The organism is Caballeronia sp. ATUFL_F1_KS4A (genome assembly GCF_023630905.1).
Taxonomy (GTDB): Bacteria; Pseudomonadota; Gammaproteobacteria; order Burkholderiales; family Burkholderiaceae; genus Caballeronia; species Caballeronia zhejiangensis.
Window position 1 is genome coordinate 87,136 of record NZ_JALQEB010000040.1, and the last position, 12,162, is coordinate 99,297.

At 63.8% G+C, this 12,162-nt stretch carries 10 protein-coding genes; 2 read left to right on the forward strand and 8 right to left on the reverse strand.

The window, feature by feature from the left end; all coding sequences use genetic code 11:
- Positions 1 to 7 precede the first annotated feature (7 nt).
- The 5 genes from NCS03_RS27890 to NCS03_RS27910 form a co-directional block, all read right to left on the reverse strand.
- Positions 8 to 1,660 (reverse strand): ATP-binding protein, encoded by a 1,653-nt coding sequence (locus NCS03_RS27890; RefSeq protein ID WP_250530243.1) that lies wholly within the window; start codon positions 1,658 to 1,660, stop codon positions 8 to 10.
- A gap of 127 nt (positions 1,661 to 1,787) precedes the next feature.
- Complete coding sequence (locus tag NCS03_RS27895; RefSeq protein ID WP_051996395.1) at positions 1,788 to 3,311, reverse strand: sensor domain-containing diguanylate cyclase; 1,524 nt, start codon at positions 3,309 to 3,311, stop codon at positions 1,788 to 1,790.
- Positions 3,312 to 3,431: 120 nt separating this feature from the next.
- Positions 3,432 to 4,571 carry an acyl-CoA dehydrogenase family protein gene (locus tag NCS03_RS27900; protein WP_250530244.1) on the reverse strand — a complete coding sequence of 380 codons (1,140 nt, stop codon included), beginning with the start codon at positions 4,569 to 4,571 and terminating at the stop codon, positions 3,432 to 3,434.
- Positions 4,572 to 4,583: 12 nt separating this feature from the next.
- Positions 4,584 to 5,774, reverse strand: a complete 1,191-nt coding sequence (locus NCS03_RS27905; RefSeq protein ID WP_250458269.1) for an acyl-CoA dehydrogenase family protein — start codon at positions 5,772 to 5,774, stop codon at positions 4,584 to 4,586.
- Between the two features lie 35 nt (positions 5,775 to 5,809).
- Positions 5,810 to 7,939, reverse strand: a complete 2,130-nt coding sequence (locus NCS03_RS27910) for a 3-hydroxyacyl-CoA dehydrogenase NAD-binding domain-containing protein (protein WP_250530245.1) — start codon at positions 7,937 to 7,939, stop codon at positions 5,810 to 5,812.
- Positions 7,940 to 8,064: 125 nt separating this feature from the next.
- Between NCS03_RS27910 and NCS03_RS27915 the strand changes: the two genes are divergently transcribed.
- Positions 8,065 to 8,970 (forward strand): LysR family transcriptional regulator, encoded by a 906-nt coding sequence (locus tag NCS03_RS27915; RefSeq protein ID WP_175981409.1) that lies wholly within the window; start codon positions 8,065 to 8,067, stop codon positions 8,968 to 8,970.
- Between the two features lie 10 nt (positions 8,971 to 8,980).
- On the opposite strand, the gene NCS03_RS27920 is transcribed toward NCS03_RS27915, so the two are convergent.
- Positions 8,981 to 9,829, reverse strand: coding sequence for a DMT family transporter (locus NCS03_RS27920; RefSeq protein WP_250479283.1), 849 nt, complete (start codon positions 9,827 to 9,829; stop codon positions 8,981 to 8,983).
- Positions 9,830 to 9,985: 156 nt separating this feature from the next.
- Here NCS03_RS27920 and NCS03_RS27925 point away from each other — a divergent pair, with 156 nt between their 5' ends.
- Positions 9,986 to 10,855, forward strand: a complete 870-nt coding sequence (locus NCS03_RS27925) for a LysR family transcriptional regulator (protein ID WP_008347029.1) — start codon at positions 9,986 to 9,988, stop codon at positions 10,853 to 10,855.
- Here the strand turns inward: NCS03_RS27925 and NCS03_RS27930 are convergent.
- On the reverse strand, positions 10,847 to 11,830 hold the full coding sequence (locus tag NCS03_RS27930) for an FkbO/Hyg5 family chorismatase (RefSeq protein ID WP_250530246.1): 984 nt from the start codon (positions 11,828 to 11,830) through the stop codon (positions 10,847 to 10,849). The two genes, NCS03_RS27925 and NCS03_RS27930, sit on opposite strands and share 9 nt — an antisense overlap.
- A 6-nt stretch (positions 11,831 to 11,836) precedes the next feature.
- Positions 11,837 to 12,103: a YlcI/YnfO family protein gene (locus NCS03_RS27935; RefSeq protein ID WP_033536447.1), complete on the reverse strand. Its 267-nt coding sequence runs from the start codon at positions 12,101 to 12,103 to the stop codon at positions 11,837 to 11,839.
- Positions 12,104 to 12,162: the final 59 nt, after the last annotated feature.

Sequence of the window (12,162 nt, forward strand, 5' to 3'; positions counted from 1 at the left end):
GGCGTCCTTACTCGTCGACGAGCTGGCGCACGCGCGCGGCCAGCGTTTCGATCGCGAACGGCTTGGTCAGCACTTGCATGCCGGGCTCCAGGCGTCCATTGCCGATCACCGAATTCTCCGCATAGCCGGTGATGAAGAGCACTTTCAGATCGGGACGCGCCTCGCGCGCCGCATCGGCCATCTGGCGTCCGTTCATGCCGCCGGGCAAGCCGACATCGCTGATGAGCAGATCGATCCGCACATTCGACTGCAACAGCTTGAGGCCCGCGATGCTGTCGGCGGCTTCGATCACCGCGTAGCCGGCCTCTTCCAGCACATCGACGATAAGCATGCGAACGCTCGGTTCATCGTCGACGACGAGCACGGTTTCGCCCGACTCCGCGCCGGAGATCGGCGATGCGGATTGATCGGCGGCATCGTCATCGACACCGCCATAGAAGCGCGGCAGATAGATGCAGACCGTCGTGCCCTGCCCGACTTCGGAATAGATCCGAACCTGGCCGCCCGATTGCTTCGCGAAGCCGTAGATCATCGATAGACCGAGGCCCGTGCCCATGCCGATCGGCTTGGTCGTGAAGAACGGATCGAACGCATTCGCGATGACATCGGGCGTCATGCCGGTGCCGGTATCCGTCACGCACAGCGACAGGAACTGGCCTTCGGGCATGTCGTGGCTTTGGGCCGCGCGGTGGTCGATCCACTTGTTGGCCGTTTCGATGGTGATGCGCCCGCCATCGGGCATCGCGTCTCGTGCATTGATGCACAGGTTGAGCAGCGCGTTTTCCAGTCGTCCCGAATCGACGAGCGCGGGCCACAGGCCCGTCGCGCCGACAGACTCCACCTTGATGCCCGGGCCGACCGTGCGCTGGATCAGTTCGGTCATGCCGTTGACGAGCGCGTTGACGTCCGTGGGACGCGGATCGAGCGTTTGCCGCCGCGAAAACGCCAGCAGCCGATGCGTCAGCGCCGCCGCGCGCCGCACCGCGCCTTGCGCCGCGACGACGTATTTGTCGACCTCCGCGATCCGTCCTTGGCTCAGCCGAATGCCGAGCAACTGCAGCGAGCCCGACACGCCCGCCAGCAGATTGTTGAAGTCGTGCGCGAGGCCGCCCGTCAACTGACCGACCGCTTCCATCTTCTGCGCCTGACGGAGTTGTTCTTCCGCGCGCATCAATTCCGCCGTGCGCTCGGCGACGCGCTGCTCCAGCGTTTCGTTGAACGCGCGCAGCGACGCGATCGCGCGATCGCGTTCTTCCTCCGCTTTCTTGCGCGCGGAGATGTCGCGAAAGAGGATCGACACTTGCCGCAGGCTGGGCGGTTCGACGCGCGACGCCGACACCTCGATATGCCGCCCCGCCGACAGAAAGTAGCGCTCGAAACGCGCGGTCGCGCCGGTGCGCAGAACGTCGCCGTAGATTTCGACCCAGCCGTCGGCATCGGTCGGATCGATCTCGCGCAAGGTCTTGCCGACGATGTCGCGAATGCCCGAGTGCCGCTCGTATCCCGGATTGGCTTCGACGTGCAGATAATCGCTGAGCGGTCCGTGCGGGCCATCGATGAATTCGATGATGCAAAAGCCGTCATCGATCGCGTTGAAGAGCGTGTGGTAGCGCGCCAGCGTGGCGAGGCGGCGGGCTTCGGGATCGGGCGTTTGGGTCATCGGAAGGGTTCGGGTCGGTCGCGTCGTGGGCGGGCGGCCCGCGCGGCGTCGAGAGCTTACGGCAAAACAAGCATTTTGCGTGCACGCACATGCCCGGCCGTTGCGCGACGAACTTTCGTCCACCGTCTCAGACGAAACTTGCCTGCATGATGCGGTTGCGCCCGCGCGCTTTCGCATCGTAGAGCGCCTCGTCGGCCGCGCGAATGAGCGCGCTTACGTCGTCGTCGCGTTCCGGCCGCCAGCTCGCGAGACCGATGCTCGCCGTGACGCGGCCGAACTCGCTGCCCGCGTGCTCGATCGACAGATCGCTGATGGCCGCGCGAATCTTCTCGGCGATTTTCGCGGCGCCGTCGGCGGGCGTGTCGGGCAATACGACGACGAACTCCTCGCCGCCGTAGCGCGCGGCGGTATCGACGGGCCGCCGTATGTTGTCGCCGATGCAGCGTGCGACGGCCGCGAGCGCGTCGTCGCCGGCCTGATGGCCGTAGGCATCGTTGAAGGCCTTGAAGCGGTCGATATCGACGAACAGCAGCGAAAAGAGACTGCGCGTGCGGCGCGCCCTGCGCCATTCCTGATCGAGAATCTCGCCCAGCGTGCGGCGATTGTGCAGCCCGGTGAGTCCATCGGTGCGCGCGAGCAGTTGCAGTTCCGACTCCGCGCGCATGCGCCGCCTGAATTGCGCGGCGAGCACGAACGACAACGCGATGAAGCCGATAGCGAGCACGCCCATCGACGAGCCGATGATGATCGCGCGCCGCCGCCATGCCGCGTAGATGTCCTCTTCTCCTTCGGCCACCATGATGATGAGCGGCAGATTCGGGAAGTTGCGGAAGTAGTAGAGGCGGCGCCTCCCGTCGATCGACGATGTTTCGCTGAAGCTGCCCTGCTCCGCCGCCCGAAATTTCTTGAAGGTATCGGCCTGGCTGATGTCGCGGCCGATCACGCGCGGATCGAACGGCTGACGCATGATCATCAGGCCGTCGTGATTGATGAGCGACACCGCGCCGTGCGGCCCGAGCGAAAGCCCCGCGAAAAGATTGCGGAAGTATTCGAGGTTGATGGCGAGCATCGCGACGCCCGCGAAGGACCCGTCGGGACGCGAGAGTCTGCGGCTCAACGCGATGCTGGGCGCGCCGCCGCGCAATCGCGACGCATACGGGCCGCTGATGTAAAGCCCGGCGTCTGGCCGGTCGCGTTGGACCGTGAAATAGCCGCGATCCGCGAAATCGCCCGGCCGGGGCACGAGGCTGCCCGAATCGATGATGATCTTGCCGTTCTCGTCGAGCACGAGGATCGACCCGAGATCGCGCGCTGTGGCCGCCCGGTCGAACAGCACGTCGTTGCGCAGGCGGGGCGGAAGGCTCATTACGTCGTCGCGTTCGACGCCTTCGACGACCGCTTGCAGCGACAGTTCGTAGAGTTCGAAATTGCGCTCGATGTCGCGCTCGGCGAGCAACGCGAGATTGCGGGACGTGTCGCGCGCGCGATCGAGCGCATCGACCCGGCCCTGATACAGGACCAGCGCGCAAAGCGCCACCATCAGAAGCGCGATGAGCGTGCCGCACAGCACGATGACGTTCGGCGTCGAGCTTCGCGCGCGTGCCGGGGCGGGTGCGTTGAGACTCGGGTTGTAGATATTTTCGGTTGCCACTATCTGGAGGTCCGGGAACCTGGCTCGCGAGTTTATCTGTTGCTCTACATGGTCCTTGGGTTGCGAGCTAGGGCGTCATTGTCTCCTATTTGTATGATCCCGGCTTGAAGTAGTGAAGCTTCAGCGAAGCGCCCCCCGCCCCAGCGCGATATACCGCGCGAGATGATGATCCTCATCGCCCAATTGATGATCGATCATCACGAGCCGCTTCGCGTAATGAGCAAGCGGCAGCTCCCACGTCATGCCGATGCCGCCATGCATCTGAATGGACTCTTCCGCGACGAGCGTGCCGATGCGCCCGACCGAATGCTTCGCCGCCGACAACGCTCGCTCGCGCGCAACACCCGATGCGCCGACCGCCGCCGCCGCATTGATCGCAGCGGAACGCGCCTGCTCGATCTCGAGCAGCACATCGGCCATGCGATGCTGCAACGCCTGAAACGCGCCGATCGGCACGCCGAACTGCTTACGCGTGCGCAAATATTCGAGCGTGTGCTCCTTCGCGACATCCATCGCGCCGACCGCTTCCGACACGAGCGCGACGAGACCATATCCGATCGCATGCGCGAGCGTCGCGTAGGCATCGCCTTCATTGCCGACGAGCGCATTGGCATCGAGCGTCACGTTTTCGAGCGATACTTCCGCCACGCGTCCGCCATCGATCTTGCGATAGCCGCGCATCTTCACGCCCTGCACATCGCGCGGCACGATAAAGAGCGAAATGCCCGCTTCGTCGTACTCGTTGCCCGACGTGCGCGCCGACACGAGCAGCACGTCCGCATGTTCGCCCTGCTGCACGACGCCCTTCGCGCCGTTGAGCATCCATCCATCGCCATGCCGGGTCGCGCGCGTGTTCACGCGTGCAAGCTCGTAGTGCGAGCCGGGTTCGTCATGCGCGAATGCTGCGATCGCCGTCCCGTCGATCATGCTCGCAACGATCTCGCGCTGCCGCTCATCGCCCGCGAAAGCAAGTGCGCGCCCGACGATCAACGTATCGAGAAACGGTTCGACGACGAGCCCGCGACCGAGCGCTTCGAACACGACGGACACATCGAACCCGTCGCCACCGAAGCCGCCGATCGATTCATCGAAGAACGCGCCGACGATGCCAAGTTCGCAAAACCGTCGCCACATATCGCGGCTGAAGCCCTCTTGCGAACGCGCGATCCTGTCGCGCACATCGAAGCCATATTGCTCGGCGATGAAGCGGTTCAGCGAATCCGCGAGCATCCGCCGGTCTTCCGTGTGCTGGAAATTCATCGTGCGCGTCCTTTAAAGACCGAGGATCATCTTCGAGATGATGTTCTTCTGTATTTCGTTTGAGCCGCCGAAGATCGACAGCTTGCGATTGTTGAAGTACTCCGACGCCGCATCCAATGTTTCGGCATCCTTGTCATCTTCGAATGCTTCGTCTATCAACGGCTGCGCGTACGGACCCATCGCGCGACGCATCAGCGAAGAGATTTCCTGGCGAATCTCCGTGCCGCGAATCTTCAGCATCGAGCTTTCCGCGCCTGGCGCGCCGCCGCCCGCGACCGCCGCGATCACGCGCAGGTTCGTCGTCTTCATGTTCTCCAGATCGATCTCGACACGCGCGAGACGCGCGGCGAACAAAGGATCGTCGATGAGCGCGCGGCCGTTGCATTGCACCTTGCCCGCAACAGCCTTCAGCCGGCTCAGCGCGGCCACTGAAAAGCCCACGCCCGCGATGTTCGTGCGCTCGTAGGTCAGCAGATACTTCGCATACGTCCAGCCCTTGTTCTCCTCTCCGACGAGATTCGCAACGGGCACGCGCACGTCCGTGAAGAACACTTCGTTGACTTCGTGCTCGCCGTCGAGCGTGATGATCGGACGCACGTCGACGCCCGGCGTATTCATGTCGATGAGCAGAAAGCTGATGCCTTCCTGCTTGCGCGCATCCTGCGACGTCCGTACGAGACAGAAGATCATGTTCGCGAAGTGCGCGAGCGTGGTCCACGTCTTTTGTCCGTTGACGATGTAATACTCGCTGCCGTTCTCCATCGTGCGAACGGCTGTCGTACGCACCGATGCGAGATCGGAACCCGCGCCCGGCTCCGAATAGCCCTGACACCACCAGTCCGAGCCATCGAGAATACGCGGCAGCCAGTGACGCTTCTGCGCCTCGCTCCCGTATTTGATGAGCACCGGCCCGAGCATGTTCACACCGAAAGGCACGATGCGCGGCGCGCCCGCAATCGCACATTCGTTCTCGAAGATGAACTTCTGCACCGCGGTCCAGCCCGGGCCGCCATACTCCTTCGGCCAGTGATTCGCGAGCCAGCCCTTTGCGTTGAGCGTGGCGTGCCATTGCGCCATGTCGTCGCGCGTCAGGCGCTCGCCCGTGCGCGCCTTCTGCGCAACATGCTCTGGCAGCGATGTGCGCAGAAACGCTAGGACTTCGGCGCGAAAGGCTTCTTCGTCTGCGTTGAATGTCAGGTCCATGACTGCGATTCCATGAGTGATTGAAAGGCCACGCGTCAGGCCGTCTGATTCAGGCTCGCGAAATTCCTCCCGCGCGCCACGAGATCGACGATCAACGGCGACGCGCGCCAGAAGAGCGGATCTTCCTGCGCGAATGCGCGGATATCTGCGAGCACGTTGTCGAGACCCACGGTATCGGCATAATGCATCGGGCCACCGCGATAGCGCGGGAAACCGAAGCCGTGCATCAACGTGGCATCGACATCGAGCGGACGTTGCGCAATGCCTTCGTGCACGATATTCGCGCCCTCGTTGATCATCGCGGCCAGGTAGCGGCGCACGATCTGCTCATCGGTGAATGGTCGCGGCTTGACGCCCGCACGCTCGCGCTCGGCATCGATGATCGACTCGACTTCCGCATCCGGCGTGCCCGTGCGCGCACCGTCTTCGTAACGATAGAAACCGCGTCCCGTTTTCTGGCCGAACCAGCCGCGCTCGCACAGTTCATCGCCGATACGCACGTAACGCGCGTTCGAATCGCGCGTCGCGGCGCGGCGCTTTCTCGCGGCCCAGCCGATATCGCCGCCAGCCAGATCGATGACCTGATACGGTCCCATCGGAAAGCCGAAGTCGCGCACGGCCCGATCGATCTGATACGGCGACGCGCCGTCTTCCATCAGATGATCCGCCGCCGCGCGATACACCGCGAGCATGCGATTGCCGATGAATCCATCGCACACGCCCGCACGCACCGCCACCTTCTTCAGCTTCTTCGCGAGTTCGAAACCGGTCGCAACGACATCGGCGCTCACGCGCGCGGGCACGACCACTTCGAGCAGCTTCATGATGTTCGCGGGCGAAAAGAAGTGCAGCCCGAGCACGTCCTGCGGACGCGAGATGCTCGCCGCGATCTCGTCGATGTCGAGATACGACGTGTTCGTCGCGAGCACCGCGCCCGGCTTGCACACGCGATCGAGTTGCGCGAACACGGCCTTCTTCGCGGCCATGTCCTCGAACACGGCTTCGATGACGAGATCGGCATCGGCGAGCGCGTCGTATTTCGTGTCGCCATGAAAGCGTTGCAGCGCGCGCGTTTTCGATTCGTGCGTCAGGCGGCCCTTCGCGATCAGCGCGTCGTACACCTTCTCGACATGCGCGCTTCCGCGTTCGAGCGAGGCTTCGTCGCGCTCGATCATCGTCACCGCGAGACCCGCGTCGAGCAGCGCGACGGCGATGCCCGCACCCATCGTGCCGCCGCCGATCACACCGATGCGATCGAGCGCGCGCGGCTGTGCGTCGCGCGTTTCGGGCGACTTCTGCGTTTCGCGTTCGACGAAGAACGCATGCACGAGACCCGCGCGTTGCGGGCTCTCGCGGCATTCGAGGAATTGCTCGCGTTCGAAGCGCAAGCCTTCGTCGAAGGGCAGATTCAACGCCGCTTCCACGCAATCGACGATCTTCAGCGGCGACAGCAATCCGCGCGACTTCTTCCGCGTCTCGGCGCGCGCGGCGGCGATCGCTGCCACGCTCGCTTCCTTGTCCGCGAGTCCGCGCGCGTTCTTCGTGCGGCGCGGCGCGGCCTTCGTCGCGATGAGTTCGTGCGCGAAAGCAAGGCCTTCGGCGAACACGTCGTCGCTCTGGCCGACGCGGTCGACGAGACCCAGACGCAGCGCTTCCTCCGCGCCGATGTGACGGCCACTCAACATCATCGACAACGCGGCCTGTGCGCCGATCAGACGCGCCGAGCGCTGCGTGCCGCCCGCGCCCGGCAAGAGTCCCAGTTGCACTTCGGGCAGGCCGAGCTTCGCGCCGGCGACCGCGATCCGGTAATGCGACGCCAGCGCGACTTCGAGTCCGCCGCCAAGCGCCGCGCCGTGTATCGCCGCGACGACGGGCTTCTCGCAACGCTCGATGCGGTTGCACACCTCCGGCAACGACGGCGGCACGGCGGGCTTGCCGAACTCGCGAATGTCCGCGCCCGCGATGAAGTTCCGGACCGCGCCGACGATCAGCACCGCGCGCACGGAGGCATCTGCATCGGCGGCTTCGATTGCATCGATGAGACCGCGCCGCACGGCAGCGTTGAGTGCGTTGACGGGCGCATGATCGATCGTCACGACAAGGACGCTGCCGCGCAATTCGTGTTGAACGGCGGATACGGTTTCGGGCGCGCTCGAAAGCGTCATGGATGAAGTCTCCTGAGTCGATGTTCCTGTTTTACGTGGAAGCATTCTCGCGGGGACAGCCATCCTTGACAATCACAGGCTCGATTGACAGACTGTCAAATCTCTTTTGACAATCGAGCCATGCCGTGGACGTCAACGAGCTGACGCTGCTGGTCGAAATTCTCGATGCGGGTAATCTGAGCGAGGCGGCGCGCCGCCTCAAGATGACGCGCGCGAATGTCAGCTATCACCTGAATCAGCTCGAAAAGTCCGTCGGCCTGCAGCTCGTGCGGCGAACCACGCGACGCGTCGAGCCGACCGAGCTCGGCCTCAAGCTCTACGAGCACGGCCGTTCGATCCGCAACGCGCTTTTCGCGGCGCAGGAATCGGTATCGACGCTCGGGCAAGGATTGCAGGGGCGCGTGAGGTTATCGGTGCCGAGCGGTTATGGACAGCTCGTGATGTCGGAATGGCTGATCGCGTTCAAGCGCGAGTACCCGGATATCGTGCTCGACGTGATGTTCGAAAACCGCGTCGAAGACCTGTTGCGCGACGAAGTCGATATCGCCGTGCGCGTGATGCCCGAGCCGCCGCCGAGTCTCGTTGCGCGCGACATGGGGCCGGTGCGGTACGTCGCGTGTGCATCGTCCGCGTATGCCGAAACGCACGGCATGCCCACGCGGCTCGAGCAACTGGGCGTCGTGCCGGTGATCACCGCGACGGTCGTCGGCAAGCAGACGCGCGTCGCCGCCTATCTCGACGATGAACGTCACGAAGTGCTCCTCGAACCGAGCCTCATCTCCGAGAACTTCCTGTTTTTGCGCGATGCGATCCTCGCGGGTCTCGGCGTCGGCATCGTGCCGGATTACGTCGTGTCGGAAGACATGCGGCGCGGCGCGATCGTCACCGCGCTCGACGAATGGCGGCTCAGCATCTTCGGCACGCACATGTACATGCTCTACATGCCGAACCGGCATCACACGCGCGCGACGCTGGCGTTCATCGAGTTCATGCTCGACCGCGCGCGAATGGCGGGGCGCGGGCGTCATTGAAGCATCTGCGTCACGCCTTGCGGACGCGCTCCGCAAAGCCTATCGCCACCGACATCAACGCAATGCCCGTCATCTGCGCGCCGCTCAAACGCTGATCGAAAACCAGCCAGTCGATGACGATGGCCACCGCCGGATAGACGAACTGAAGCACGGCGACGCGCGCGGTGTCGAGCCGCGCCATGCCGACATACATCAGTGTGTACGCAAAGCCCGTGTGAATCAGCCCGAGGCCCGCGAGCCACGCCCACGACATGCCCCATGCGGGCCACCCGTGCTGCATCGGCCAGATCCATAACAACAGCGTGCCGATGGCGCACTGCCACCACGCGAGCACGCCCGCAGGCAGATCGCGCAGCCGTCGCGCGATGATCGTCACGCCCGCCATGCACAGCGAACCGGCCAGGCATGCGGCCACGCCCGTCCAGTACGCGGGCTGCAGAGAGCCGTCCGACGCGTGCCCGGCGACGCCCGTCGCGAGCACGAGTCCGCACATCGCGACTGCCACGGCCATGACGCGCTGCCCGCCGATCGTCTCTTTGAGCCACAACGATGCGAATAGCAGCACCCACATCGGCTGCACATGAAACAGAACGATGGCGACGCCCGCCGATATGCGCTCGACCGCGCTGAAGAAGAGCGCCCAGCTCGACACCATCAGCAGGCTCGCCGCGAGCACCCAAAGAACGTTGCTGCGCGTGAGGCGCAGAAAGCGGGTCTGTCCGCGCGAGATGAGCCACGCGCTCATGCCCAGAAGCCCGAAAGCGCAGCGAAACCATGTCGCGGTCAGCGGATCGGCATTCGCTTCGTGCAGGAAAACACCGATCGTGCCGAGCAGCGCGCAGCCGACGATAAAGGGCAACGCGCCTGCCGCAGATCGTGCTTCACTGCGCGCGGTTGTACGGGAAGAGGATGACGCGTTCGTGTTCATGCCCCAAGTGTGTGCCGCGATCGATAGAACGAAAAGCGCATAATTCGAAGATCATCCATTCGATTTTCGAAATCGCCGATCAGACCCATGAAACAACACGATTTGCAGATGGACTGGCTCAAGTGCTTCGTCGCCGTCGTCGATGCGGGTTCGCTGTCGAGCGCGGCGGGCGAAGTGCATCGTTCGCAATCGGCGGTGAGCATGCAATTGAAGAAGCTCGAAAGCGCGCTCGGATTGCGGCTCATCGAACGCGGCTCGCGCGCGCTCGAACTGACTCACGACGGGCAAACGCTGCTCGGCTATGCACGGCGCATTCTCGATCTGCATGCCGAGGCGCAGGTCGCGCTTCAGGGCGAGCAACTCACCGGCCGCGTGCGCCTCGGCGTGCCCGACGACTACGCGGCCAAATATCTGACACCCGTGCTGAAGCGCTTTGCGCCGCGGCACAGCGGCGTCGAGATCGAGTTGATCTGCGAGCAATCGACATCGCTGATTCCGCGCATCGCGAATAGCGAGCTCGATATCGCGCTCGTATCGCGCGATCACGGCCGGCGCGGCACGCTGCTGTTCCATGAGCCGATGGTCTGGGTCGGCGCGGCGCAATTCGAATTATGGAGACGCGATCCGTTGCCGATCGCCGTCTATGAAAGCGCGAGCCTCGCGCGGCGCAGCGCGATTCATTCGCTCGCGCAGCAAGGCCGCCGCTACAAGGTGGTCTACAACAGTTCGAGTCTGGCCGGGCAGATTGCCGCCGTCGAAAGCGGTCTCGCGGTCGCGGTGCTGACGCAATGCAGCGCGCCGGACCATCTCCGCATTCTGGGCAACGATGAAGGCCTGGGTCCGCTCGAACCGATGGAAGTCGCTGTCTATCGCAGTCGCGATTCGCGCGGCTCCAAAGCGGTGGACGGCCTGTATAGCCTCCTCGTGAAGACGCTCAGGCAATCGGCGTCAGTCTGATCGACGACGATATGAAGCAATGCCCTCGATCTCGACGAGCAGATCGGCGCGGCAGATATCGGCCTTGACATAGCGGATGTTCGCATCCGCATGAAACGCGGTCTGCGCGAGTTTCATCACGCGCGGCAAGTCCGCCGCATGACGGTAATACACCTTGATCTGATCGAGGTCGCGCAGCGTATAGCCGCCGCTCACGTTCTGCGCTTCGAGATTCTCGATGCCGATCAGATGCGCGATATTGCCGATCGCGACATGCCATTGCTTGTCGAGATCGCCTTCGTGCACGGTCTCGTGTCCGAGAATGCTCGCGGTGCCCGAGACGTACAACGTATCGTCCAACAAGGTGCCGCGCGCGAAGCTCGGCGACTTCGGACCGTATCGCTGCGGATATTCATACGCGGGCGTTTGTCGCGAGTTCTCGATATGCCGCGGCGAATTTGCGCGGCACGCCAGAAAATAGAAGCCGACGCCATCGCCCGACGTGCCGATGCCGGTCGCCGCCGGCATACCCGATGCGCCCGTGTAATCCTCCTCGAACGCGATGGCGCGTCCACGGCAGAAATCGCGATACACCTCGAGCCCTTCCCGATTCGCCCCGTTGATGTGCGGGATGAAGTTCCACATGCGGAAAATCTTCGGGAACTCCAGCTCGCCGACGAGCGCGAACGCATCGCCATACGCTTGTCGCGTGGCTTCGGTATAGCGGCCGGACGACGCGATGAAGCCCGCGCAAAAGAGAAACGCGTCGTCGTGCGCGAAGACGAGATCATTGAAGCGTCCGCTGCGGATCAGCCCGTTGCCTGTCCAGATTTCGGCGAAGCCGTCGTGAGAGTCGTCGCACATCGCGAGGCGCAGCGTCGGCACACCGCTTTCGATGCACGGCCCGCCGCTCGCCGCACCGAAGACGATGCGCGCGAGCACATCGTCTTCGCATGTCGCGTCATGCGCGATGAAGCGCGATCGGGGCGTCGCCATCATCGATCATTCATCGGCCTGATCGCCGAAGAGGTCCGCGGTCGAGACGCGATCCTGCTGCAACGGCGGCAACGCACCGCTCCTCACTTGTTCGAGCACGTCCGGCGGCAGCCAGGTTTCTTCCATTGCGCCGATGCCGTTCTCGATCATCTGCTGGAGGAAGAACGATTGCTTGCGCCCCGTCACTTCCGCCAGAAGTCGCAGCCGTTGTTCGAATTGTGGATCGACCCGCACTGCGACCACCTTTAGCTTGTTTTCGGCGGTCCTTCTCACTGCATGCTCCTGTTACGTTCGTTGCGCGCCGCGAGCGGGCGCGCGCATGCGGTGCTTAT